The sequence below is a fragment of the Bacteroides coprosuis genome (assembly GCF_020741705.1).
GTDB lineage: Bacteria > Bacteroidota > Bacteroidia > Bacteroidales > Bacteroidaceae > Bacteroides_E > Bacteroides_E coprosuis.
In genome coordinates, this window is the sequence record NZ_DYYK01000180.1 from 1 (window position 1) to 25,337 (window position 25,337).

Below are 25,337 nucleotides of genomic sequence, written 5' to 3' on the forward strand. Positions count from 1 at the left end.
TCAATCGCTGTATTAATTGATATAACACCCAAACGACGAATAACTTCTGGGTTATTAGAAACTTCAGACTGTCTAATAATTAGTTTATCCTTAAAGAACTTCATATCATCATAAACACTGTTTAGACAATCATTAGTTACTGTTAGTGAACAGCAGCTACCAAATTTGACACGTTCCTTACGAATCAAGTCAATAACAGCATCTTGAAGAACTTCTGTATAAACATTAAATGCAGGAATATCTTGAGAACTACCCAAAGCTCCTAAAACTGCGTTAGCAATATTACCTACTCCCGACTGAACTGGCAAGAATGATTTAGGTATAATACCCTTCTTCATATCACTAACTAAGAAATTAGCAATATTTTGACCTATTTGATCAGTCACAGGATCTGGACTAGTAAATGAACGAGCCTCATCAGGCCAGTCAGTTTTAACTACACCAACAATCTTCTTAGGATCAACCTCTACATAAGGTTTACCAATACGATCATTGGGTTTAAAAATAGGAATTTCACGACGATAAGGAGGATCTAAAGGTTCATAAACGTCGTGCATACCAATAGATTCTTTGCTATGAGCACTGTTTAATTCAACTACAATTTTATCAGCTAAACGACATACTGTTGGAGAAATACCTCCAGCTGCAGTTAAATAAATTTTACCGTCTTCTGTAACTTCACATGCTTCAATTATAGCCATATTTACCTTACCCAAGAAACCATATCTAAGTTCTTGAGCCATTTGAGATAAATGGATATCATTGTAAGAAATCTCGCCATTATTAACGGCTTTTCTAAAGTCCTTATTTGTAGTATAAGGAGCGCGATAACGAATTGCTTTAGCAACGGATAAAACGCCATCACAAGAGTTACCAGTTGAAGCACCTGTAAAGATACCTACTTGAAAAGGATGTCCCTTTGCATGTTCTGCTTCAGCTCTTTTCGCTAAAGCGAATGTAACAGCCTTCGCTGTACCAGCTGGTGTAAAGCCACTTAGGCCAATATTATCACCATGGTTAATTAATTCGGCTGCTTCTTCTGCAGTCATAAAATTTAAAGCCATAATCTGTATTTTTCAAAAGTTATTTAATACTTCTTCTTAAGGATTTCAGACCAAACAATAGCTTTCCTTAATTCTTCATTTGATTTAAGGGTATAAGAAGTTTTATTGGATATATCAGTATCAGCAATAATATCTCCTATTTCAGCTTGTTGAGGTTTACGTAAATGTAAACTTTCTTTTCTTTTATCTTTCTGTTTTAATAAAGTTTTTTCCTTTATTTGTTGAGAATATTCTTGGGAAATGTCTAATTTAATGGAAGTGGCTGCATCCAATATTGGTTTGAATACAGGTTCTGAAGCATAAGGAGGGATAGAGGAATCATCCACGTCAAATTCAGTGTCATCAAACTCTTCAAAGTCGTCATTTAGGTCAACAACATCCTCGAAATTTGCTTCAACTTTTCTTTCAGCTAATTCTCTTTCAAGGGCTTGCTTCTTCTTGGCATTAATTTTGGATACAACTACTATTATTATTATCCAAAGAACAAATATACTAAATCCACTCATTACTGATTAATTATTTTTTCAGGATATTTCAAAGATAGAAAAAATACACACAATCAGCTGAATTAAATGAAAATAAAAAAGGGCAGCTTCACAGCTACCCTTATTTTTTAACCTAAACCTTAACTATGAAAAAATCTAATGTTTCTTTCACACGTGCAAATTTGCATACTAAATTCATTAGAGCCAAACATTGCTCAAATAAACATCTCTATTTTAACATTAATTAAAAACGAAACCTTTCCTATAACTTTTGTTATATAGTTCCTTAAAATAAAAAGATTTTCATGTAGGAAAGTGTATATTTGCTCTCCCATAAACATCTAAATGAATCAGAAATGAAAAATGAAGACACAGGAGCGGACTTAAAATCCGCAACTGAAATAGCTGAGAAAAAGCTATTAATCGAAACTTACGGATGCCAAATGAATGTAGCCGATAGTGAAGTCGTTGCCTCTGTAATGAAAATGGCTGGTTATGAAATAACCGAAGATTTAGAAGAAGCTGATGCAGTGTTTCTAAACACTTGTTCTATTAGAGAAAATGCAGAACTAAAAATCTATAAGAGATTAGACTATTTCTACTCTATGAAAAGGAGAAAGAAAAAAGGATTAATTATAGGTGTACTAGGGTGTATGGCTGAAAGGGTGAAGCAATCATTAATAGAGGAACACCATGCAAATCTTGTAGTTGGTCCTGATGCCTATTTAAGCTTACCCGACCTTATAGCGTCTGTAGAAGCAGGAGAAAAAGCTATAGATATAGAACTTTCAACAACAGAAACCTATAAAGATATTATACCTTCTAGATTGTGTGGTACAGCCATTTCTGGGTTTGTATCTATAATGAGAGGTTGTAATAACTTCTGTACCTATTGCATTGTGCCTTATACCCGAGGAAGAGAAAGAAGTCGCGAGGTAGAAAGTATTCTCAATGAAGTGGACGACCTAATAAAAAAAGGATATAAAGAAATCACTCTATTAGGACAAAATGTTAATTCATACCACTTTATTAACAAAGAAACAGGAGAAGATATACAATTTCATCATCTCCTAGAAATTGTTGCCACTCATGCTCCTAGTACAAGGATAAGATTTTCAACGTCCCACCCAAAAGACATGAGCGATGACACTCTTAGGGTTATTGCGAAAACACCTAATATTTGTAAGCATATACACCTACCTGTTCAAAGTGGTAGTAGCAGAATACTAAAACTAATGAATAGAAAATACACTCGTGAATGGTATTTAGACAGAATTGAAGCAATCAAAAGAATTATTCCTAATTGCGGAATTACTACTGATATTTTCTGTGGTTTCCATTCTGAAACAGAAGAAGACCATCAAATGTCACTGAGCTTAATGGAACAATGTCAATTTGACTATGCCTTTATGTTTAAATACTCAGAAAGACCGGGTACCTATGCTTCAAAAAACTTACCTGATGATGTGCCTGAAGAAATCAAGACTAGAAGATTAAACGAAATAATAGAATTACAAAGCAAGCTTTCTCTTGCTTCCAACAAGGCTGACATTGGACAAACCTATGAAGTACTAGTAGAAGGAGTATCAAAAAAATCGAAAGATCAATTGTTTGGACGATCTCAGCAAAATAAAGTAGTCATTTTTGATAGAAAAAATCACCGCATCGGAGACTACGTACAAGTCAGAATAGATGAGGTCAGTTCAGCTACACTAATAGGAACCGAAATTTTTTAAGTTTCGATCTATATCATATTTATTATAATAGAAGTCGGTTAAACACTTATTTAACCGACTTTTTTAGGAATAATACTTAAGTATATATTAAAATACATTAAATAACTCCTTTTTACTCCCGAATTATTTGTTTATTTGTATTCAATTTGGGAATAAAATAATCTGTTCTGACATAAAAAGTTACCTATCTTGGAGAAAACTGCAAGCATGTATGGAGAAAACAATAACACAAACTTGCCCTATATGTGGTGAAGCAAAACTAATATATTACACTACATGCAAAGATTCTTTTACTTCAGGGGAAGAATTTGATCTTTATCAATGCGAGAAGTGTCAGTTCCTTCAAACCACAAATATTCCGAGCAAAGATGACTTAGGTAAATACTATCAATCTGACGCATACATTTCTCACAGCAACACAAAAAAAGGACTAATCAACAAGGTATATCATACTGTTCGAGAATATATGCTAAATCGAAAAGCTAATCTTGTAGAGGAATATAGCAATATAAAGAACGGAGCATTACTAGACGTAGGCACAGGTATCGGTTTGTTTCCTAAAAAAATGATAGAGAAACAATGGGATGTCGAGGCAATTGAAACAAGCGCAGATGCTAGATCTTTTGCAAAAGACAACTTTAACATTACGTTACATGATGAAAATTATTGGAGTACGCTATTGCCAGAATCGAAAGATGTTATTACTCTTTGGCACGTATTAGAACATATTCCTGAACTTAACGCTATATGGGATAGATTTCATACTATTCTCAAACAAAAAGGTACACTTATTATTGCCGTACCCAATTGTAGCTCCTTTGATGCTCAATATTATCATAAAGATTGGGCAGCATTTGATGTGCCAAGACATTTATGGCACTTTACTCCAGAAAGTATGAAACAAATAGCCAAGAAGCATAAATTCCAAGTTGTAAAGGAATTAACAATGCCTTTTGATGGTTTTTATATTTCTATGATAAGTGAAAAAAACAGAGATAGTTCTTTCTCTTTTATAAAAGGATTTTGGATCGGATTAAAAGGTTGGATAAAATCGTGGAAAAGACAAAGTGAGAGTAGCTCAATAATCTATATTCTAAAAAAAATTGATTAGTAAAAAGCAAACATACAAGCTCAATCAGTGGAAAATTTCTTTTACCACCTTATTTGTTAGCACTACATTAGTGCTAGCCATGTTTGCTATATCACTTCTATTAAGATTCTCATTCAATAATATAAAAGATTATTTCATTAGTAACTTAGAAATAGAAGTAGAGTTAGTAAGTACACTCACTCCTATTGAATCCTTTCAAGTGAGAAATGAAATAGAAAAAGCAAAAATAATTAAATCTATAGCACTCGATAACAGTCAGAAACAAATAAAAATAGGTCTAAATAGTAGTCAATTAAAAGATCTAGAGGCTCTAGATAAGTATGTTGAACAGATAAAAGGAGTGAAAGGAGTCAATAGTGTTTTGTATCCAGAAGCTATTACTAAATATATTCTATCAGCTTCAGATTTCATAAAGAAAACATCCACTCTACTAGTTTTCATAATAGGAATAATTGGATATTTGTTCCTTTATATTATTATTCGAATTTTAATTTATAGTAAAAGATATCCCATTTATAATATGAAACTAGTTGGAGCGACTAAGAAATATATATACAATACATTTATTATTAAGAATTTATGGTGTAGTTTAGCAGCAGGATTATTTACTTCTGTTATATTATCATTAGCTGCTTTTACTTTAACATTAACACATCCAGATACACTTCTTGTAATAGATATAAAAACATTTTACTTTGTATTATTACTAACTCCTATTCTAGGTGTTATAGTAAATGTAATTAATACCCGTATCTTAGTGAATAAGACCTATAAACTTAATAGAAAACAATTAAACAGCATATAAATACCCGATATGAGTAACGAAAAAAACAAAAAAAGATTAGCCTTTACAAAGACAAATTATATACTACTAGCCATTGGTCTTGTAGCCGTATGCGTTGGCTTTATTTTGATGGGAGGGCCATCGACTACTGAAACTCATTTTGAACCAGATATATTTAGTGCTAGACGCATTAAATTGGCACCAGCAGTATCGTTCTTGGGATACATATTTATCATATTTGCAATTTTATTTAAAAAGAAACAAAAATAACACATGGACGAATTAAGCACATTACAAACTATACTTATTGCAATAGTAGAGGGACTTACAGAGTTCCTTCCTGTTTCGTCAACAGGACATATGATAATTACCCAGAGTTTACTAGGAATAGAAAGCACAGAATTTGTAAAAGCATTCACAGTTATTATCCAGTTTGGAGCAATCCTTTCTGTAGTATGCCTTTATTGGAAGAGATTTTTCCATCTTAATTCATGCAAGATTTTCGATTCAGAAGCAGTGAAAGGCTTGTCTGGTTCAAAAAAAGGGCTTACCTACCTGAAACGGTTCTTATATAAATATGATTTTTACTGGAAACTCTTAGTCGCTTTCATTCCAGCAGCATTTTTCGGGTTACTATTTAGTGACATTATTGATGATCTTCTTGAGAGTGTTACGGTAGTAGCTACTATGCTTGTATTGGGAGGTGTTTTTATGATTTTCAGTGATAAGATATTTAAAAACCAGAGCCAAAGTACTGAGATGACTGATAGAAAAGCTTTTAAAATAGGTATCTATCAATGTATAGCTATGATACCTGGTGTCTCCAGATCAATGGCAACTATAATGGGTGGTATGGCACAAAAACTATCTAGAAAGCATGCTGCTGAATTCTCCTTTTTTCTAGCAGTTCCTACCATGTTTGCAGCCACTTGTTACAAGATATTAAAACTCTATTTGAGTGGAGGAACACAAGTTTTATCAGATAACCTTTTTACTCTAATACTAGGCAATGTAGTGGCTTTTATAGTAGCACTATTAGCTATTAAGTTTTTTATCAGCTTTATTACAAAATATGGTTTTAAAGCTTTTGGTTATTATCGTATAATCGTGGGGGTTGCAATCTTAGCAATGATTCTCATGGGCCATAATTTAGAAATTGCATAATGAATTTTAAGACAGGAGAAGTTTTATACTTTAATAAGCCATTAGAGTGGACATCATTTAACTTAGTAGCAAAAGTTAGAGGTGCATTAAGAAAAAAACTGAATGTAAAAAAGATCAAAGTGGGGCACGCAGGCACATTAGATCCTTTGGCTACAGGAGTAATGATAATATGTACTGGCAAAGCAACTAAAAGAATTGAAGAGTTCCAGTACCAAACCAAAGAATATATTGCAAATATAAAACTTGGAGCAACAACTCCATCTTATGATTTGGAACACGAAATAGATGCAACATATCCAACATCTCATCTAACAAAAGAGTTAGTAGAAAAGACTCTAAAATCTTTTATTGGAGAGATACAGCAAATTCCACCCTCCTTCTCTGCTTGTAAAATAGAAGGAAAAAGAGCCTACGATTTAGCGAGAAAAGGAGAAGAGGTAAACTTAAAACCTAAATTACTCGTTATAGATGATATAGAATTACTTGATTGTAATCTACCCGATATTTCTATAAGAGTAGTATGCAGTAAGGGTACATATATTAGAGCCTTAGCTAGAGATATTGGAGAGGCACTAAATAGCGGAGCACACCTTACAGGCCTTATAAGAATAAGAGTAGGCAACATAACACTTGACGATTGCATGGACCCAGATAATTTTTACGAGTGGTTAGATAGTCAAGAAATTGAAGAAGAGTAAAAGATTTAATATAATATAAGATAGGCATGAAATTATCACAATTTAAATTCAACTTACCGAAGGAAAAAATAGCACTACATCCTACGAAGTTTAGAGATGATTCTCGGTTAATGGTTCTTCACAAGAAGACTGGTGAAATAGAACATAAAGCATTCAAAGATATCCTTGATTATTTTGACGATAAAGATGTTTTTATATTCAATAATACGAAGGTATTCCCTGCTCGCCTATATGGAAATAAAGAAAAAACAGGAGCGCGTATTGAAGTTTTCTTATTAAGAGAGCTAAATGCGGAACAACGTCTATGGGACGTGCTTGTTGACCCTGCTCGTAAAATAAGGATCGGAAACAAACTATACTTTGGAGAAGATGAATCAATGGTAGCAGAGGTTATTGACAATACTACTTCTCGAGGTAGAACATTGAGATTTTTATACGATGGCGATGAAAGCGATGATGAAGAAACTAAGCACAGAAAATTCAAAGAAGAATTATATGCATTAGGAGAAACACCGCTTCCACGTGAAATGATTGATAGAGAGGTAGAGCCAGAGGATGAAGAAAGATTTCAATCTATCTTTGCAGAAGTTGAAGGAGCTGTTACTGCCCCATCTGCTAACTTGCATTTTAGTAGAGAGCTTATGAAAAGAATGGAAATAAAGGGAATAGAAAAAGCTTTTATAACCCTCCATGCTGGATTAGGTAATTTTAGAGAAATTGATGTAGAAGACTTAACTAAACACAAAGTGGATTCTGAGCAAATCATTGTTGCTGAGCCTGCGGTAGATATTGTTAATCAAGCTAAAGAAACTAGAAACAATATTTGTGCAATCGGTACCACAGTAATGAGAGCTATAGAAACAACAGTTACTACTGATGGTTTATTAAAAGAATACGAAGGATGGACAAACAAGTTTATCTTCCCTCCTTATGAATTTCATGTAGCAAATCACCTTGTATCCAATTTCCATCTACCTTACTCTACACAACTTATGCTAGTAGCAGCATTTGGCGGTTACGACTTTGTTATGAATGCATATCAAGTAGCTATGGACGAAGGTTATAGATTTGGTACATATGGAGATGCTATGCTAATCATCGATAAATAAAGAAAAATGAAACTTGCTTATTTAGCCTTGGGAACCAACCTTGGAAATAAAAAACTCAATCTAAAAAAAGCGGTTAAAGAAATAGAAAAGCGGATAGGTCATATTAAAAAGCTATCCGCTTTTTACGCTTCTAAACCCTGGGGTTTTGAGTCAGATAATAATTTTGTAAATGCAGCATTATCTGTTGAAATAAATCTATCTCCAACAGAACTTTTAGAAGAAACTCAAAAAATAGAATTAGACTTAGGTAGAACGTCAAAGAGTACTGCTAAAGGGTATTCAGATAGGGTAATAGATATTGATATTATCTTTTATGAATCCGAGCAAATTAAAACTAAGGAATTAGAAATTCCACATCCATATATGCATGAAAGGGGCTTTGTTTATATTCCCATAGCAGAAATTGCTCCTGATTACATCCACCCTATATTAGAGGTTAAGATCAAGGAACTTATAAAAGGGAAACATTTGTTAGATAAGTTAAAATAGCTCGTTTATATTCTATTTTTAGCGAAATTAAGCTACCTTTGCAATCTAAATAAACACGTGGAGAGATTTGAGTAGCTTGCAACCACAGAAAAAAAATGCTAAAACAACATTCCTTTCTGATGATGTATAATCATGTACCTACTCTTTTCTATTCATCCACAATAATTTATAAATTTTCAAAATAAGTTATATGGGATACTTATTCACATCCGAATCGGTGTCAGAAGGACACCCCGACAAAGTAGCCGATCAAATATCGGATGCTATACTTGATGAATTATTGGCGTACGACCCAAATTCAAAAGTAGCTTGCGAAACCCTAGTTACTACAGGACAAGTAGTTCTAGCAGGAGAGGTGAAATCCAAAGCTTACGTAGATCTTCAAGAAATCACTAGAGATGTAATCAAAAAAATTGGTTATACTAAAGGTGAATACATGTTTGAGAGTAACTCTTGTGGTGTTCTTACAGCTATTCACGAACAAAGTGCAGATATCAACAGAGGTGTTGAAAGAGAAGATCCAATGGAGCAAGGTGCTGGTGACCAAGGTATGATGTTTGGTTATGCAACCAACGAAACAGAAAATTACATGCCTCTTTCACTAGATTTATCACACCGAATTTTAGTAGAACTAGCTGCTATTAGAAAAGAAGGAAAGGTTATGACTTATCTTCGTCCAGACTCAAAAAGTCAAGTTACAATTGAGTATAATGAGGAAAACAAACCTGTCCGTATTGATACAATCGTAGTATCTACCCAACACGACGACTTTATCAAACCAGATAATGATTCAGTCGAAGCACAATTAGAGGCAGATAGAAAAATGTTAGATATCATTAAGAATGATGTTATTACTATTCTTATGCCAAGAGTTATCAACTCTATCCATCATGAAGATGTATTAAAACTATTCAATGACCATATCATTTACCACGTAAACCCAACAGGGAAGTTCGTTATTGGCGGACCTCATGGAGATACAGGTCTAACAGGCCGTAAGATTATTGTAGATACTTACGGAGGTAAAGGTGCTCATGGAGGTGGTGCATTTTCGGGAAAAGATCCTAGCAAAGTAGATAGAAGTGCTGCCTATGCTGCACGTCATATTGCAAAAAACATGGTTGCTGCAGGTGTGGCTGAAGAAATGCTTGTACAGTTATCGTATGCTATTGGTATTGCAGAGCCTATCAATATTTTTGTAGATACTTATGGTCATGCCAATGTAAACATGACAGATGCAGAGATAGCAGATAAAATCAAAGTATTATTTGATCTACGTCCTAAGGCTATTGAAAACAATCTAAAATTACGCAACCCCATTTACAGTGAAACAGCTGCTTATGGACATATGGGAAGAGATTCTAAAGTCATAACTAAAGAATTCCATTCTCGTTATCAAGAAAGCAAAACTTTAGTTGTAGAACTATTTACTTGGGAAAAACTAGATTGTGTAGATAAGATTAAAGAAGCTTTTAATTTGTAATCAGCGTAGCTTTACAGCTATTTATATATTCAGAGAAGGGGTACATACCATATTTTAAGGTTTGTACCCTTTTTATTTATAGAAACAATAGAACAATAGGCAAGTATGCAACAAAGATTCTTTATTTTTGTAAAATAATGGAATAAGAAACTTTATAGATGAAAAACAACATAAAAAACATTTGTGTTTATTCAGCATCAAGTACAAAATTAGACCCAATCTACTATAATGCAGCAAATGAACTAGGTAGGTTTATGGCCCAAAGAAAAATCAACCTTGTTAATGGTGCTGGAGGAATCGGACTAATGAAAAGTATTGCTGATGCAGTTTTAGACAATGGTGGCAAAGTTATTGGAGTAATACCTCATTTTATGGTAGAACAAAATTGGCAGCATCCTGGATTGACCGAATTAATTGAAGTCAAAGACATGCATGAAAGAAAAAAGCTGATGGCTGAAAAGAGTGATGCCATTATTGCTATGCCTGGAGGATGTGGAACTCTAGAAGAACTACTCGAAATTATAACTTGGAAACAGTTAGGCCTATACCTAAATCCTATCATTATCCTCAATATAAACAGCTTCTTTGATCCACTGCTTGAAATGCTTGAAAAAGCCATTAATGAAAACTTCATGAGCCAACAACATGCAGAAATATGGAGAGTCGCTAATTCAGCAGAAGAAGCATTAGATATGATTGAGAACACCCCAAAATGGGATGCTTCAATTCGACAATTTGCAAAAATATAATAAATAAAACTCTATGATAATAAATAGTATGACTATAGAATTAACAAAGCTGGCAACCTATATAGGTAATCCTATGACATACCTACCAGCTTATGATAATACCATTACCATAATATTATTATCATGCTTTTTTATTACTTGTTTTTCTTTGGCTAAAAGTAAAAGTTTCCTTTTAGAATTGGGAAGGAATTTTGTAAATAGCAAAACACATGTCAGTGCTTTTTCAACATCAACCAATACAGAAATCAATAGTTTGATATTTCTTATACTTCAAACTTGTATAATGGTGGGAATAACACTTTATATTTTGCTATCAACCAAGTACCCTCAAACAGTAGAACATTATCAATCAGGTTCTATTATAGGACTAATTACAGGGGTTAGTTTATTCTACTTATTAATAAAGTGGATGGTATATTCATTCATTGGTTGGGTCTTTAATGACAGAGTTAGAACATCCATATGGATCGAATCTTATAGTACAATCATTTATTATTTAGGACTAATATTATACCCTATAGTGTTGTTTATAATTTATTACAACACCTCAAATTATACTATTGTTTATGTAGGAATTGGGCTGTTTGTCTTAACAAAATGCCTGATCTATTATAAATGGATTAAACTTTTTTCAAAAAAAATATATGGTCATATCCTTTTATTTTTGTACTTTTGTGCCCTTGAAATCATACCTTGTGTAATACTATACAAATGTATGCATAAATACATAGATGTTTTAACCATTAATATTTAGAACATTGAAAATCAAAAAAGTACTCGTATCGCAGCCTAAACCGGCATCAGAGAAATCACCTTATTACGACATCGCAAATAAATATGGCGTAAAAATAGATTTCCACCCATTTATTAAAGTGGTAAGTGTTCCTGTTCAAGAATTCAGACAGCAAAAGATTTCTATACTAGATCACACAGCTGTAATTTTTACCTCTCGTCACTCTATTGATCACTTCTTTACACTTTGTGAAGAACTACGTATCACAGTACCTGACACAATGAAATACTTCTGTAATTCAGAGGCAATTGCTCTCTATATTCAGAAATATGTACAGTATCGTAAAAGAAAAATATTCTTTGGTACTACTGGAAAATTTGAAGGTCTACTCCCATTTATTATTAAAAATAAAAAAGAGAAGTTCATTATACCTGTATCTGATGTACACAATAGTGAAATAAAAAATCACCTAGACAAACACAGCATTGGATTGACAGAGGCTGTCATGTATAGAACAGTAAGCAATGAATTCGACAAAGATGAAGCATTTGATTATGATATGCTAATATTCTTTAGTCCTTCAGGAGTAACTTCCTTGAAAGAGAACTTTCCTAATTTTGAACAGAAGAACGTATGTATAGGAACTTTTGGTTCAAGCACTGCACAAGCAGTTAAAGATGCTGGACTAAGACTAGACCTAGAAGCTCCTACTGTTAAAGCACCTTCTATGACGGCTGCTTTAGAGGAGTTTATAAAAGGAAATAATAAGTAATACTTATTATCAATAAACAAAACAAAAAGCGGTTAGTAGTTGTATAACTATTAACCGCTTCATGTATTATAGCAAGACGGTTTATTTATGGGTAAAAAAACATTTAAAAGACAAGAGAGAATAAAGAGTAAAAAGATAATAGACTATCTTTTTTGTGGAGGAGCTAAATCATTTTCTATATACCCCATTCGCGTAGTATATAAAGAACATCCCATGCCTGAAGCTACAAATACATCTATACTTGTGAGTGTTTCAAAGAAGAGACATAAGCATGCTGTAGATAGAAATAGAGTAAAAAGGCTATTAAGGGAAAGCTTCAGAACAAATAAAAATATAATATTAGATAAACTATCTTCGCAAAATAAACACTTAGCTATTGCGTTTATTTATTTATCAACAGACATCTACCCTTTTGACGAAATAGAGTCTAGGATGAAAAAAATCTTAATGCATATTAGTGAAGAATTTGATTCATAACATAAGTAAAGTTATTACAAGTATTTTATTGTTGCCAATATACTTTTATAGAGCAGCAATATCTCCTTTGCTAGGACCATCGTGCAGATTCACGCCTACATGTTCCCAATATGCAATTCAAGCTTTAAAAAAGCATGGTCCTATAAAAGGGCTATATCTCACTATCAAACGAATATTAAGATGTCATCCATGGGGAGGTTCTGGTTACGACCCTGTACCATGAAGAAAATACTAAATATTCACAGTCATCTCAATTTAGAGCAAAGAGATGATACAATTTACAGCACAATTTATCCTAAACTGCCTAAAGCTACGATTAAATATGGTTCAATAGGCATTCACCCTTGGTATATCCCCCCTTTGGAAGAGATTAATTGGGAAAATTTTGTAGAAGAAGCTAGCAAAAACAAAATTATAGTTATCGGAGAATGTGGATTAGATACTTTTTCAGAGATTCCACTAGACACTCAAATCAAAGTATTCCAAAAACAAATAGAGGTCTCTGAAATGCTTAAAAAGCCTCTTCTCATACATATGGTTCGTACAACAGATGAACTATTAGCGATTCGTAATCAATTAAACCCCACACAACCCTGGATTATTCACGGATTCAGAGGAAAACCTCAACTAGCACAGCAATATTATAGACATGAAATGTACCTTTCCATAGGTAGTAAATTTAATACTAAAACAGTCTTAGCAATCCCTTTAAATAAGATTCTACTTGAAACTGATGAATCCGATGAAACTATTGACTCTCTAGTAGATCGGATAGCTCAATTAAAAAAAATATCGTCTCAAACTCTTATAAAACAGATATATGAGAATACCGAAAGTATTTTTTTTAGATGATGTTGCTTGTTCTGATAAAGAGTCGTACTTTTGTAACTACTTAATACAGAAATTTAAATAATAAATTAAAATATGAATTTTGTAGACGAACTGAAATGGCGTGGAATGGTACACGATATGATGCCGGGTACCGAAGAATTATTAGCTAAAGAGCAAGTTTCAGCTTACGTAGGTATCGACCCTACAGCAGACTCATTGCATATTGGACACTTAGTAAGTGTAATGATGCTCCGCCACTTACAGCGTTGTGGTCATAAACCTTTTGCCCTAATTGGTGGAGCAACAGGTATGATTGGAGACCCTTCAGGAAAATCTTTAGAAAGAAATCTTCTTGACGATACTACTCTTCGCCACAACCAAGCGGCTATCAAAAAACAATTATCTAAGTTTTTAGATTTTGACTCTGATGCCGAAAACAAAGCTGAATTGGTGAATAACTATGATTGGATGAAGAACTTCACTTTTTTAGATTTTGTACGTGATGTAGGTAAACACATTACAGTAAACTACATGATGGCAAAAGACTCGGTTAAGAAAAGATTAACTGGTGAAGCCCGTGATGGATTGTCATTCACTGAATTTACCTATCAGTTACTACAAGCTTATGACTACTTACACTTATTAGAATCAAGAGGTGTAAAACTACAAATGGGTGGATCAGATCAATGGGGTAATATTACCACAGGTGCCGAACTCATTAGAAGAACAAATGGACAAGAGGTATTTGGATTAACATGTCCTCTTATCACCAAAGCTGATGGGGGTAAATTTGGTAAAACAGAATCTGGAAACATCTGGCTAGATCGTCGTTATACTTCTCCTTATAAGTTCTACCAATTCTGGTTAAATGTAAGCGATGAAGACGCAGCTCGTTACATCAAGATCTTTACTACACTTTCACAAGAAGTTGTAACTGAATTAACAGAAGAACATTCAAAAGCTCCTCATGAACGTATTTTACAAAAGCGTTTAGCTAAAGAAATCACTGTAATGGTACACTCTGAAGAAGATTATGAAGCAGCAGTTGAAGCTTCAGAAATCCTTTTTGGAAAATCTACATCAGAAACACTTCGTAAGATTGATGAAGATACTCTTCTTTCAGTTTTTGAAGGCGTTCCTCAATTTGAAATTGAAAAATCATTATTAAATGACGGAACAAAAGCGATTGATTTATTCGTTGATCATGCAGAAATTTTCCCATCAAAAGGAGAATTAAGAAAATTAATTAAAAATAATGGTGTTTCTTTGAATAAAGAAAAACTAGATGATCCTGAAATGTTAATTACTGAGAAAGAATTACTTAACAATAAATACCTACTTGTACAAAGAGGTAAAAAGAATTATTTCTTAGTTATTGCTAAATAAAAAGTTGTTGTAATATTTGGAGGTTAAAAATTAACCTCCTATATTTGCATCGCATTTCAAGAGAAAAGCTACAGAGTTTGTCCGATGGTGTAACGGTAGCACAACAGTTTTTGGTACTGTTTGTCGGGGTTCGAATCCCTGTCGGACAACATAGAAAAAGCAACTGAGAATATCAGTTGTTTTTTTGTTTTATACCCATAGGTGTTTTATAAAAAATTACAATAAAACCACTCAATACACTTTCTATATATCTTTGCAGAGTAAATTAAACTTCCTATTTTTGTAGTCGATTACCTATAGAGGAACTAAGATATGGAAAACTTATCAAACATAATATCTAAATTTAAAGTTGAAGCCACAGTCGATTCTGTTAAAGGTTTCGGTGGAGGACTAATTAACGACACTTATAAAATTACTACAAAAGAAGTTAACAAGCCTGATTATATTCTACAAAGAATAAATCATGATATCTTCAAAAATGTAGAGATGCTTCAAAACAACATCGTTGAAGTAACTAATCACATAAAGAATAAGCTAATCGAAAATAAAACTGAAGACATTGACAGAAAAGTGCTTCAGTTCATCCCTACCCTTGATAATAAATACTACTTTTTTGATGGTAAGAACTATTGGAGAATAATGAAATTTATTCCTAATGCAGATACCTTCGAAACAGTAAATTCTAAATATGCTAAATTTGCAGGAGAAGCCTTTGGTGAATTTCAAGCAATGCTAGCTGATATACCTGTAAAACTAGAAGAGACGATACCCAACTTCCATAATATGGAATATCGCCTAGAAGAGCTTAGAAATGCCATTAAAAACGATCCTAAAGGTAGGGTTGCAGAAGTACAACTTTATATTGACGAAATTTTAAGCCGCAAAGACGAAATGTGCAAAGGTGAAAAGCTTCATAGAGAAGGAAAATTACCTAAGCGTATATGCCATTGCGACACGAAAGTGAACAATATGATGTTTGACAAAGATGGCTCCGTTCTATGTGTTATCGATTTGGATACTGTAATGCCCAACTTTATATTCTCTGATTTTGGGGATTTTTTAAGAACAGGAGCAAATGCAGTGAAAGAAGATGATAAAAACTTCGATAAAGTTGAGTTTAGAATGGATATTTTTAAAGCATTTACAGAAGGATATCTTAGCTCTGCAAAAAGTTTTCTTACTCCAATTGAAATCGAAAACTTACCATACGCAGCAGCTTTATTCCCTTATATGCAATGTGTCCGCTTCCTGACAGACTATATCAATGGGGATATCTACTACAAAATAGAATATCCTGAACACAATTTGGTGCGTACAAAGAACCAATTTATGCTTTTAAAAAGTGTAGAAGATAATAAATCAGAAATGATAAAATTTATTGCTTCTTGCTTATAATATATACGACTTATTACTGTATATTAGATTAAAGAACAAAGATTGAATGAAACAGTTAGACGTTAAAAAAATTAGTATTGCTAACATACCTGTAGATGCTATTCCAGCTCTCTTAGATAAAGAAAAAGTAGCATTTCAAAAGTTAGATGAAGTGAATTGGGATGAATATCCTTACTGCCCAAATGTGAGATTTAGAATAGCTTATTCTAAAGATGCTTTCATACTAAATTTTAAGGTTACAGAAGAAAGTGTAAGAGCAAATAGCTCTGCTGATAATGGACCAGTCTGGACTGATTCGTGCGTTGAGTTTTTTGTTATACCCAACAATGATGGAATATATTACAACCTAGAGTGTAATTGTGCTGGAACAATATTAATTGGTGCTGGTAAAGAAAGAGAAAATAGAGAAAGAGCACCCAAAGAAGTGTTAGAACAAGTACAAAGATGGTCTAGCTTAGGAAGAGATCCTTTTGATGAACGCATAGGAGAATGCAGTTGGGAAGTAGCTCTTATTATCCCTTTTACAGCATTCTTTAAACATGAAATTAAAGATTTAAGCGAACAATCTATTAAAGCGAATTTTTATAAATGTGGAGATGAACTTCAAACACCTCATTTTATATCTTGGAACGCAATACAAGTAGAAAAACCAGACTTCCATTGCCCTAAGTTCTTTGGATCACTACATTGTTTATAACAAACATACTACACATTATATTAGCCAAAAGGAGATACATAAATATATCTCCTTTTTTTATGCCTTATTTCCAACTATAATAACACAATATATAAACGTAAGAAACAAGAAATACTCCAATAAAGCAATATTCTGACTAGGCCATAATAATACGATAACACCGACATGAAAGTGCTTTGACACCGACATGATGATTACATGTCGGTGTCAAAACAAAAAAAGAATCCATGAATAAGTAGAAATATAGGTACTTCTGACTTAGATAAAGTCATATAAATAAGTAATTTAAACTAAATATCTGATCTAAAGAATAACGTTAATTCCACATATAGCATGATTAAAGCAGAAATAATTAGAGCTTATGCATAATATTAAGAGATAAGGCTTATTTTTGTAGTATGTTAAAATGGAATATGAACAGCATCAAACAAATACTCAAAATAGCATTCAGCATAATTAGTACAATAATAGTATTGTACTCATGTGCTAGTATAGGAAGGCCCGATGGAGGTCCTTTAGATGAAACTCCTCCAAAATTTGTAGGTAGTACACCTGATATACAGGCCACAAACGTAGATAAGAAAAAAATAACGATCCTATTTGATGAATATATCAAGCTAGAAAATGCCAATGAAAAAGTAGTGGTTTCTCCTCCACAAATACAGCAACCTTTAATTAAGCCAAGTGGTAAAAAAGTAGTGGTTACTTTAGAAGATTCCTTGAAAGCAAACACAACCTATACCATCGACTTTGGCGATGCAATAGTGGATAATAATGAAGGAAATCCATTAGGAGATTTTACTTTTACATTTTCCACAGGTAATCAGATAGATACACTAGCTATTTCGGGAACTGTATTGGCTGCAAAAGATTTAGAACCCATCAAAAATATTTTGGTCGGACTACATGAAAACTTAAATGATACAGCATTTACAAAGGAACCCTTCCTGAGAGTTGCACGCACAGACTCTAAAGGAGAATTTACAATTCATGGTATAGCTCCAGGAAAATATAGAGTATATGCCTTGAAAGATATAGATCAAAACTATGTTTTTTCTCAAAAAAGTGAATGGATTGCTTATTCTGATTCTATTTATATACCTACAGTTGAAGAACGAATTAAGCAAGATACTATTTGGAAAGATAGTTTAACTGTCGACTCAATTCATACTCATAAATATACCCATCACCTACCCGATGATATTATTCTAAAAGCATTTGAAGAAGATTTCTACAATCAATATCTTATAAAACATGAAAGGAAACAAGAGAATATTCTTACTCTCTATTTTGCTGAATACCCAGATACTATTCCAACTATCAAAGGATTAGATTTTGATGAATCGGATCTAGTGGCAGACTATCGATTACCTTCTGACACAATATATAATTTCTGGGTAAAAGATTCCCTTCTTTATCAGAGAGATACTCTTACTATACAGTTAGATTATTTACATACTGACACATTAAATCAATTAGTCGCTAAAACAGATACTTTACGCTTTACATTCAAACATAAAAAGGTAGATAAAGAAAAAGAATCAAAGAAAAATAAAGACAAAAAAGAGGAGGATTTAACACCTTTTCTACAAATAAAACCAGATATCTCATCCAATTTTAATGTATATGATTATCTAAGACTCTCATTTGAAGAGCCAATAAAATATTTTGATAATAATAAGATACATATCATGCAAAAAAATGATACATTGTGGAATGAGATAAAAGATTTTACATTTGAACAGGATCAAGAATTCATTAAACAATTTAATATTTACCATGAATGGATACCAGATGAATCTTATAAAATTATTGTAGACTCACTCGCATTCCAGGGTATTTATGGATTATACACAAATACTTTTGAACAAGAATTCAAAATAAAGAAGTTAGAAGAATATGGAACTGTACAATTCAATATATCAGGAGTTGACAGTGAAGACTCTCCTATTATCGTAGAACTACTAGATTCTTCAGATAAAGTTGTGAGAACTGTAAAAGCGAACAATGGGACAGCAGACTTTTATTATCTAGATCCAGGAAAATATAGCGCAAGACTTATTATAGATAAAAATAATAATGGAAAGTGGGATACAGGCAACTTTGAGAACAATTTACAGCCTGAAGATGTATATTATTATCCACAGATGGTGGAATTTAAAGCGAATTGGAGTGCTAACCAAGATTGGAATATAAAACAAACTCCATTACCTAAACAGAAACTTAACGAACTTAAAAAACAGAAGCCTGATGATGACAAGAAGAAAAAAACAAATGAAGAACGTAGAAGGAGGAGGTAAAATTCTAACTCTTTTAGCGATTCTCTTATTGTTATGCATTAACCTAAACCCAATTAATGCACAATGTAAGATAAAAAATATAGCCATGGTAGATGGCGAAGAAATCACATATGATCTCTACTTCCATTGGTCTTTTGTTTGGAAAAAAGCTGGTGACGCTATCTTCACAACAAAGAGTACAACTTACAAGGGTACACCTTCATACAAAATGGAATTATTAGCATCGAGTAACAAAAGTGCTGATGTATTCTTTAAAATGAGAGATACTCTTACTTGCATAGTAAGCAACGACTTAGAGCCTCTTTATTTTAGAAAAGGAGCAGAAGAAGGTAAAAGATTTACAGTAGATGAAGCAAAATACAGCTACACGAACAACCAGGTGATAGTAGACCAAAGTAGAACATGGAAAGATGGACGAAGACAAGATCATCATTTCGAAAGTGATCAATGCGTTTATGATATGCTTAGTATATTAGCCAAAGCAAGATCCATTAACCCTGAAAATTATAAATCGGGAGATAGAATCAATTTTCCAATGGCTACAGGTAGAAGAATAGATGATATTATATTAGAGTTCAGAGGAACAGAAAATATTAAAACAGAAAATAGAACTACATTTAGATGTATCGTATTTGCTTTAATAGAAAAGGATAAAAAGAAAAAAGAAAAAGATTTAATCACTTTTTATATTTCAGATGATAATAATCATCTACCTATCAAGCTCAAATTTAATTTAAATTTTGGATCTGCTCAAGTAACACTAAAGACAATCAAAGGACAAAAATATCCTCTACAATCTATTGTCAAATAATAAGCAAAAATTTTACTTTACCGCATAAAAAAAGGAGTCGATCGACTCCTTTTTTGTTTATATATTCTGAATACTATTTATTCAATTTCCATTCACTACCTTCTTTAGTATCTTTTATTTCAAAACCGAGAGAAGTCAATTCATCTCTAATTTGATCTGAAGTAGCCCAATCTTTGTTTTGTTTAGCTATAAGACGTTGCTCTAGTAACATATCCACAACTTTACTATAAGCTGCTTCCCTATCGCCAGATGAAGAATTCTCGGTTTTCATTCCTAAAATATCAAATAAAAATAAATTAAATGTATCTTTTAATTCTTCCAAGTCTTCAGCAGAAATAGTATTGTTACCTGCAAATATGTTATTGATAATTTTAGCACCATCAAATAAATGAGAAATAACTATTGGAGTATTTAAATCATCATTCATAGCTTCAATACATTTAGCTTTTAAGCCTTTTACGTCAACGTCAGACGTTTTAGAAACCTTCAAGGCATCCAATCTATGTACGGCGTCAAATAATCTCTCTAAACCTTTCTCTGAAGCAATAAGGGCTTCATTACTAAAATCTACAGTACTGCGGTAATGAGCTTGCAAAATAAAGAAACGAATAGTCATTGGACTATAAGCTTGTAATAAAAGCTCGTGAGAACCATCGAAGAATTGTTCTAGAGTAATGAAATTACCTAAAGATTTACCCATCTTTGTTCCATTAACTGTAATCATATTGTTATGCATCCAATAATGCACCATATCATTACCTTGTGAAGCAACAGATTGAGCTATTTCGCATTCGTGGTGTGGGAAAATCAAGTCCATACCACCTCCATGAATATCAAAGTGATTTCCTAAATACTTACGTCCCATTGCTGTACACTCACAGTGCCATCCAGGGAAACCATCACTCCAAGGAGAAGGCCAACGCATAATATGTTCAGGCTGAGCAGCTTTCCATAAAGCGAAATCAGCAGGATTTCTCTTTTCGGATTGACCGTCAAGATCACGAGTTGTATTTAATACATCATCTAAATTTCTTCCTGACAACTTACCATAATGATATTTTTTGTCATATTTAGTAACATCAAAATAGACAGATCCTTGACTTTCATATGCATATCCATTTTTTAAAATCTCTTTCACTAATTGGATTTGCTCTATAATATGTCCAGATGCATGAGGCTCAATACTAGGAGGCAATACATTTAATTCTTCCATATCTTTATGGTAGCGATTTAAATAATATTGTACAACTTCCATAGGTTCTAGCTCCTCTAAACGTGCTTTTTTAGCTATTTTATCTTCACCTTCATCAGCATCGTGTTCCAAATGACCTACATCTGTTATATTACGCACATAACGTACTTTATATCCTAAATGAGTTAAGTAACGAAATAAAATATCAAATGTAATAGCAGGACGTGCATGTCCTAAATGGGCATCACCATAAACAGTAGGACCACAAACATATAAACCTACATGAGGAGCATGTAAGGGTACGAAAAGTTCTTTCTTTCTACTTAATGTATTGTATATCGTTAGTTGATGATCCATATTTATCTTAATTTTATATCTATTATTATTTATTCAATGCTATCATGCTTTCAATATAAGCACGGTTATTACTTAAACGGGGAACTTTATGCTGACCTCCTAATTTGCCTTTCTCGGCCATCCAATCATGGAATAAATCCTTACGAGCAACTATTATTTCAAGAGGTTGAAGTGCAATGTCTTTCCATCGTTTTGCTTCATAATCAGAATTTAAATGCTTAAGTGTACTATCTAAAATAGAAGCAAATCTTTCTACTGAATCGGGCATTTTAGCAAACTCAATGACCCATTGGTGACGACACTTAGCATTATGATCCATAAAAACTGGTGCAGCAGAATATTCAAGAACTTGAGCTCCTGTTTCAGCACAAGCTTTCGCTAATCCTTTTTCAGCATTATCTACAATAAGCTCTTCACCAAAAGCATTGATAAAATGCTTTGTTCTGCCTGTAATAACAAATTTATAAGGTCGATTGTTGGTAAATTTAATTGTGTCACCAATCATATATCTCCAAAGACCTGAAGATGTAGAGATAACCAAAGCATAATTTTTATCTAATTCAACCTCCGGCAAACAAAGAACTCTAGGATTTTCTTTTCCAACATCTTCTAAAGGAATAAATTCGTAGAATATTCCATAGTCGATCATCAATAACATTGCTGGATCAGCAAAATCATTTTGTGTTCCAAAATAACCTTCAGAAGCATTATACGTTTCCATATAATGCATTTTATCAGATTTTATGACTTGACTGTATTGTTCTCGATAAGGTGTAAAAGCTACTCCTCCATGGAAAAAAACCTCCAAATTAGGCCAAACTTCTTCAAGAGATTCTTTACCCGTCTTTTCGAGTATATGCTTTATAAGTACAAGCATCCAAGAAGGTACACCCGATAAGTTAGTTACATTCTTATTAATCGTACCATTGGCTATAGCCTCTATTTTAGCCTCCCATTCATCCATCAATGCTACCTTTTTTGTAGGTACACGAACGAGATTGACTAGAGGATTAATATTTTCAATTAAAATAGCAGATAAATCTCCCACTAAGCTCTTATTTGAGTTTAAATTAGGGCTATGACTTCCACCTAGAATAAGACCTTTTCCAGAAAAGAATTTACTACTCGGATTATTCGCTAAATACATAGTTACTACATCCTGACCACCTAAATAATGGATATCCTTTAAAGACTCTTTACTGACAGGTAAAAACTTACTCTTATCGTTTGTAGTACCAGACGACTTAGCAAACCAACGTATTTCTGATGGCCATAATAAATTTTGCTCACCTGCTCTCAAGCGACTGACATAAGGCTTAATTTCTTCGTAGGTTTGTAATGGAACCCTCGATTTAAAGTCTTCATAACTTTTAATCGATTTATAATCATACATTTTACCCCACTCGGTATTTTCAGCCTTTTTAAGAAGATGTCTAAATACTTTAAATTGTATTTCACCAGCTTGAGTAGTATATAACTCAATCTCCTTTAGCCTCGTACTAAATACTTTACTTATTATTTTAGTAATATTCATTATTATATCTGCACAACTGAATGAATAGCAAAAGTAATCTTAATTATTATTCTTTTCTAACTTTTCATCTTTTTTCTATCTTTACAGAGATAGGTATTAGGAATTTCTAACAAATTTAATAGTAACGACATGAAAATAGGCATTTTAACATCTGGAGGCGACTGCCCCGGTATTAACGCAACAATACGTGGGGTATGTAAAACAGCTATTAACAACTATGATATGGATATAATAGGAATCCATAGTGGTTTTGAGGGTTTAATAACAAAAGATGTTGAAGAACTGACAGAAAAATCAATGTCGGGTCTACTTTATTCTGGCGGAACTATACTTGGTACATCTAGAGAAAAAGCTTTTATGAGAAAAAATTTAGATATAAATCATGATAAACCTTCGATTATAAAGCAAAATATAGAAGATTTAGGAATAGAATGTCTGGTTTGTATTGGAGGAAATAGAACACAAACTTTTGCTCATCAGCTAAGTGAAATGAACATACCTATTGTTACTATTCCAAAAACAATAGATAATGATATTTTTGGTACTGATTATTGTTTTGGATTTGATTCAGCTGTAAGTATAGCTACTGATGCCATTGATCGGCTACATTCTACAGCAAGCTCTCATAAAAGAGTTATGGTCATTGAAGTTATGGGTGATAAAGCAGGATGGATAGCTTTACATGCGGGTATGGCAGGAGGTGGAGACATAATTCTTATTCCTGAAATGCAATATAATATCCATAACATAGGAGATACTATTATTCAACGTTTAAAACAAGGAAAACCCTACTCTATAATTGTAGTTGCAGAGGGTATTGAAACAAGAGGTAGAAAACGAGCAGCTAACTTTATAGCCGAAGAAATAGAGTATGAAACAGGCTTTGAGACAAGGGAAACTGTCCTAGGCTACGTTCAAAGAGGTGGTTCCCCTACTCCTTTTGATAGAAACCTCGCTACAAGAATGGGTGGATATGCCACTGAACTCATTGCTAATAAATCTTTTGGAAGAATGGTTGCTCTCAAAGGAGATAAAGTTACCTCTCTGCCACTCAATGAGGTGATAAATAAGACTAAATTTATACCCTTAGATCATGAATTAATTGTTCAAGGAAAACGTATGGGGGTATGTTTTGGATAATATAAATATTTAAGAAATAGTAGAAGCTTCTTCAGAATTATCTGATGGAGTTTCTATTTCCTTATTATCAGTTTCTTCCTTTGCCCTTAATATTAAATCCATAAAACCATCGGAAGAGTTGATTTTATCTAAAGTCTTTTCAGATGCATTTTGCTGGGATTCTTTTTTGGAGTACCCTACTCCTCTACCTCCAGATATTCCTTCAACTAACACTTCAGTTTGGAATACAGGATTAGATTGTTCATCTTGAAATTCTTCTATCAGTTCAAATGTAATTTTGTATTTATTTTTCTGTCCCCACTCAATTAGTTTAGATTTAAAATTAAGTTCTGTTTGAGCTAATCTATCTAAATCAAGGAATTGATCAATAATTCTTTGTTCGATGAATGCTTTGCATTTTATATATCCTTGATCTAGGTATATAGCACCTATTAACGCCTCAAAAGCATTACCAAACATATAATTATTATGGGAAGATGATTTTGTAGAAAAGATAATATGTTTATCTAATCCTATCTCGACAGCCAACTTATTTAAGGTCTCTCTTTGAACTATTTTAGAACGGGTATTTGTTAAGAAACCCTCCTTCTTTTCATCAAAATAATGAAATAATAAGTCTGCTACAACAGCATCCAATACAGCATCTCCTAAAAATTCTAATCGTTCGTTATTTTGGTAATAACCATCTTTAGAAACCTTCGTAGAAGATTTATGTATTAAGGCCTGTTGATAATATCTCAAATCATTGGGTACAAATCCTAACATTTGATAAAATAAAAGATAAGACTTTTTCTCTTTCGAAAATAAAAGTCTTATCTTATTTATAATTTTACGTAACAC

Annotated in this window: 26 protein-coding genes and 1 tRNA gene; 22 read left to right on the forward strand and 5 right to left on the reverse strand. The window is 32.9% G+C overall.

Going from position 1 to position 25,337, the window contains the following annotated elements:
• Both K8V80_RS10645 and K8V80_RS10650 read right to left on the reverse strand, forming a co-directional pair.
• A partial coding sequence (locus tag K8V80_RS10645; protein ID WP_276777841.1) for an acetyl-CoA hydrolase occupies positions 1-1,064 on the reverse strand: 1,064 nt, incomplete at its 3' end.
• 23 nt (positions 1,065-1,087) lie between these two features.
• Positions 1,088-1,570, reverse strand: a complete 483-nt coding sequence (locus tag K8V80_RS10650; RefSeq protein WP_006743730.1) for a hypothetical protein — start codon at positions 1,568-1,570, stop codon at positions 1,088-1,090.
• A 335-nt stretch (positions 1,571-1,905) separates the two neighbouring features.
• Between K8V80_RS10650 and miaB the strand changes: the two genes are divergently transcribed.
• The 21 genes from miaB to K8V80_RS10755 all read left to right on the forward strand — a co-directional run bounded on the left by miaB (position 1,906) and on the right by K8V80_RS10755 (position 20,274).
• Positions 1,906-3,285 (forward strand): tRNA (N6-isopentenyl adenosine(37)-C2)-methylthiotransferase MiaB, encoded by a 1,380-nt coding sequence (miaB, locus tag K8V80_RS10655; protein ID WP_006743731.1) that lies wholly within the window; start codon positions 1,906-1,908, stop codon positions 3,283-3,285.
• A gap of 211 nt (positions 3,286-3,496) precedes the next feature.
• Positions 3,497-4,396 (forward strand): methyltransferase domain-containing protein, encoded by a 900-nt coding sequence (locus K8V80_RS10660; protein WP_276777847.1) that lies wholly within the window; start codon positions 3,497-3,499, stop codon positions 4,394-4,396.
• Positions 4,389-5,201 (forward strand): cell division protein FtsX, encoded by an 813-nt coding sequence (locus K8V80_RS10665; protein WP_006743733.1) that lies wholly within the window; start codon positions 4,389-4,391, stop codon positions 5,199-5,201. Before K8V80_RS10660 ends, K8V80_RS10665 begins: the two co-directional genes overlap by 8 nt.
• Before the next feature lie 9 nt (positions 5,202-5,210).
• Complete coding sequence (locus K8V80_RS10670) at positions 5,211-5,450, forward strand: DUF3098 domain-containing protein (protein ID WP_006743734.1); 240 nt, start codon at positions 5,211-5,213, stop codon at positions 5,448-5,450.
• A gap of 3 nt (positions 5,451-5,453) precedes the next feature.
• Positions 5,454-6,344 carry an undecaprenyl-diphosphate phosphatase gene (locus K8V80_RS10675; RefSeq protein WP_006743735.1) on the forward strand — a complete coding sequence of 297 codons (891 nt, stop codon included), beginning with the start codon at positions 5,454-5,456 and terminating at the stop codon, positions 6,342-6,344.
• A complete protein-coding gene (gene truB, locus K8V80_RS10680; RefSeq protein ID WP_006743736.1) occupies positions 6,344-7,042 on the forward strand; it encodes a tRNA pseudouridine(55) synthase TruB in 699 nt (232 codons plus the stop codon). Before K8V80_RS10675 ends, truB begins: the two co-directional genes overlap by 1 nt.
• Positions 7,043-7,068: 26 nt before the next feature.
• A complete protein-coding gene (gene queA / locus K8V80_RS10685; protein WP_006743737.1) occupies positions 7,069-8,151 on the forward strand; it encodes a tRNA preQ1(34) S-adenosylmethionine ribosyltransferase-isomerase QueA in 1,083 nt (360 codons plus the stop codon).
• 6 nt (positions 8,152-8,157) lie between these two features.
• Positions 8,158-8,640, forward strand: a complete 483-nt coding sequence (gene folK / locus K8V80_RS10690; protein ID WP_276777855.1) for a 2-amino-4-hydroxy-6-hydroxymethyldihydropteridine diphosphokinase — start codon at positions 8,158-8,160, stop codon at positions 8,638-8,640.
• Positions 8,641-8,830: 190 nt separating this feature from the next.
• Entirely contained in the window at positions 8,831-10,123 is a 1,293-nt protein-coding gene (gene metK / locus K8V80_RS10695) for a methionine adenosyltransferase (RefSeq protein ID WP_006743739.1), read from the forward strand.
• A gap of 158 nt (positions 10,124-10,281) precedes the next feature.
• Positions 10,282-10,872 carry a TIGR00730 family Rossman fold protein gene (locus tag K8V80_RS10700; RefSeq protein WP_276777858.1) on the forward strand — a complete coding sequence of 197 codons (591 nt, stop codon included), beginning with the start codon at positions 10,282-10,284 and terminating at the stop codon, positions 10,870-10,872.
• 73 nt (positions 10,873-10,945) lie between these two features.
• The gene (locus K8V80_RS10705; RefSeq protein WP_276777928.1) at positions 10,946-11,626 is read left to right on the forward strand and encodes a DUF4271 domain-containing protein; all 681 of its coding nucleotides are present in this window, start codon (positions 10,946-10,948) and stop codon (positions 11,624-11,626) included.
• A gap of 4 nt (positions 11,627-11,630) precedes the next feature.
• A complete protein-coding gene (locus K8V80_RS10710) occupies positions 11,631-12,377 on the forward strand; it encodes a uroporphyrinogen-III synthase (protein WP_006743742.1) in 747 nt (248 codons plus the stop codon).
• 87 nt (positions 12,378-12,464) lie between these two features.
• On the forward strand, positions 12,465-12,854 hold the full coding sequence (rnpA, locus tag K8V80_RS10715; protein ID WP_276777861.1) for a ribonuclease P protein component: 390 nt from the start codon (positions 12,465-12,467) through the stop codon (positions 12,852-12,854).
• A gap of 1 nt (position 12,855) precedes the next feature.
• Complete coding sequence (gene yidD, locus K8V80_RS10720; RefSeq protein ID WP_083811843.1) at positions 12,856-13,077, forward strand: membrane protein insertion efficiency factor YidD; 222 nt, start codon at positions 12,856-12,858, stop codon at positions 13,075-13,077.
• Complete coding sequence (locus K8V80_RS10725) at positions 13,074-13,706, forward strand: TatD family hydrolase (RefSeq protein ID WP_276777865.1); 633 nt, start codon at positions 13,074-13,076, stop codon at positions 13,704-13,706. The genes yidD and K8V80_RS10725 overlap by 4 nt, the downstream gene beginning before the upstream one ends.
• Positions 13,707-13,778: 72 nt before the next feature.
• Entirely contained in the window at positions 13,779-15,071 is a 1,293-nt protein-coding gene (tyrS, locus tag K8V80_RS10730) for a tyrosine--tRNA ligase (protein WP_276777867.1), read from the forward strand.
• A gap of 78 nt (positions 15,072-15,149) precedes the next feature.
• Positions 15,150-15,220 (forward strand) — tRNA-Gln (locus tag K8V80_RS10735).
• A 163-nt stretch (positions 15,221-15,383) separates the two neighbouring features.
• Entirely contained in the window at positions 15,384-16,466 is a 1,083-nt protein-coding gene (locus K8V80_RS10740) for a phosphotransferase enzyme family protein (RefSeq protein ID WP_276777869.1), read from the forward strand.
• A gap of 46 nt (positions 16,467-16,512) precedes the next feature.
• On the forward strand, positions 16,513-17,163 hold the full coding sequence (locus K8V80_RS10745) for a carbohydrate-binding family 9-like protein (protein WP_006743748.1): 651 nt from the start codon (positions 16,513-16,515) through the stop codon (positions 17,161-17,163).
• Between the two features lie 398 nt (positions 17,164-17,561).
• Positions 17,562-19,463 carry an Ig-like domain-containing domain gene (locus K8V80_RS10750; RefSeq protein WP_276777871.1) on the forward strand — a complete coding sequence of 634 codons (1,902 nt, stop codon included), beginning with the start codon at positions 17,562-17,564 and terminating at the stop codon, positions 19,461-19,463.
• Positions 19,414-20,274, forward strand: a complete 861-nt coding sequence (locus K8V80_RS10755) for a DUF3108 domain-containing protein (RefSeq protein ID WP_276777874.1) — start codon at positions 19,414-19,416, stop codon at positions 20,272-20,274. Before K8V80_RS10750 ends, K8V80_RS10755 begins: the two co-directional genes overlap by 50 nt.
• Before the next feature lie 73 nt (positions 20,275-20,347).
• Here the strand turns inward: K8V80_RS10755 and cysS are convergent, their stop codons facing one another.
• Entirely contained in the window at positions 20,348-21,823 is a 1,476-nt protein-coding gene (gene cysS / locus K8V80_RS10760) for a cysteine--tRNA ligase (protein WP_276777877.1), read from the reverse strand.
• A 25-nt stretch (positions 21,824-21,848) separates the two neighbouring features.
• Complete coding sequence (locus K8V80_RS10765) at positions 21,849-23,357, reverse strand: GH3 auxin-responsive promoter family protein (protein WP_006743752.1); 1,509 nt, start codon at positions 23,355-23,357, stop codon at positions 21,849-21,851.
• 129 nt (positions 23,358-23,486) lie between these two features.
• On the opposite strand from K8V80_RS10765, the gene K8V80_RS10770 reads away from it, so the two are divergent.
• Positions 23,487-24,497, forward strand: coding sequence for an ATP-dependent 6-phosphofructokinase (locus tag K8V80_RS10770; RefSeq protein WP_276777879.1), 1,011 nt, complete (start codon positions 23,487-23,489; stop codon positions 24,495-24,497).
• Between the two features lie 9 nt (positions 24,498-24,506).
• Here the strand turns inward: K8V80_RS10770 and rnc are convergent, their stop codons facing one another.
• A complete protein-coding gene (gene rnc, locus K8V80_RS10775) occupies positions 24,507-25,337 on the reverse strand; it encodes a ribonuclease III (RefSeq protein ID WP_338083571.1) in 831 nt (276 codons plus the stop codon).

Excerpts from the sequence above, each read along its gene's own strand:
- miaB (WP_006743731.1), top strand. The coding sequence starts at position 1,906 with ATGAAAAATGAAGACACAGGAGCGGACTTAAAATCCGCAACTGAAATA.
- K8V80_RS10705 (WP_276777928.1), top strand. The coding sequence starts at position 10,946 with ATGACATACCTACCAGCTTATGATAATACCATTACCATAATATTATTA.
- truB (WP_006743736.1), top strand. The coding sequence starts at position 6,344 with ATGAATTTTAAGACAGGAGAAGTTTTATACTTTAATAAGCCATTAGAG.
- K8V80_RS10660 (WP_276777847.1), top strand. The coding sequence starts at position 3,497 with ATGGAGAAAACAATAACACAAACTTGCCCTATATGTGGTGAAGCAAAA.
- K8V80_RS10700 (WP_276777858.1), top strand. The coding sequence starts at position 10,282 with ATGAAAAACAACATAAAAAACATTTGTGTTTATTCAGCATCAAGTACA.
- K8V80_RS10750 (WP_276777871.1), top strand. The coding sequence starts at position 17,562 with ATGTTAAAATGGAATATGAACAGCATCAAACAAATACTCAAAATAGCA.
- folK (WP_276777855.1), top strand. The coding sequence starts at position 8,158 with ATGAAACTTGCTTATTTAGCCTTGGGAACCAACCTTGGAAATAAAAAA.
- K8V80_RS10740 (WP_276777869.1), top strand. The coding sequence starts at position 15,384 with ATGGAAAACTTATCAAACATAATATCTAAATTTAAAGTTGAAGCCACA.
- K8V80_RS10650 (WP_006743730.1), bottom strand. The coding sequence starts at position 1,570 with ATGAGTGGATTTAGTATATTTGTTCTTTGGATAATAATAATAGTAGTT.
- K8V80_RS10670 (WP_006743734.1), top strand. The coding sequence starts at position 5,211 with ATGAGTAACGAAAAAAACAAAAAAAGATTAGCCTTTACAAAGACAAAT.
- rnpA (WP_276777861.1), top strand. The coding sequence starts at position 12,465 with ATGGGTAAAAAAACATTTAAAAGACAAGAGAGAATAAAGAGTAAAAAG.
- K8V80_RS10765 (WP_006743752.1), bottom strand. The coding sequence starts at position 23,357 with ATGAATATTACTAAAATAATAAGTAAAGTATTTAGTACGAGGCTAAAG.
- K8V80_RS10725 (WP_276777865.1), top strand. The coding sequence starts at position 13,074 with ATGAAGAAAATACTAAATATTCACAGTCATCTCAATTTAGAGCAAAGA.
- K8V80_RS10675 (WP_006743735.1), top strand. The coding sequence starts at position 5,454 with ATGGACGAATTAAGCACATTACAAACTATACTTATTGCAATAGTAGAG.
- K8V80_RS10745 (WP_006743748.1), top strand. The coding sequence starts at position 16,513 with ATGAAACAGTTAGACGTTAAAAAAATTAGTATTGCTAACATACCTGTA.
- cysS (WP_276777877.1), bottom strand. The coding sequence starts at position 21,823 with ATGGATCATCAACTAACGATATACAATACATTAAGTAGAAAGAAAGAA.
- K8V80_RS10755 (WP_276777874.1), top strand. The coding sequence starts at position 19,414 with ATGATGACAAGAAGAAAAAAACAAATGAAGAACGTAGAAGGAGGAGGT.
- metK (WP_006743739.1), top strand. The coding sequence starts at position 8,831 with ATGGGATACTTATTCACATCCGAATCGGTGTCAGAAGGACACCCCGAC.
- tyrS (WP_276777867.1), top strand. The coding sequence starts at position 13,779 with ATGAATTTTGTAGACGAACTGAAATGGCGTGGAATGGTACACGATATG.
- queA (WP_006743737.1), top strand. The coding sequence starts at position 7,069 with ATGAAATTATCACAATTTAAATTCAACTTACCGAAGGAAAAAATAGCA.
- K8V80_RS10770 (WP_276777879.1), top strand. The coding sequence starts at position 23,487 with ATGAAAATAGGCATTTTAACATCTGGAGGCGACTGCCCCGGTATTAAC.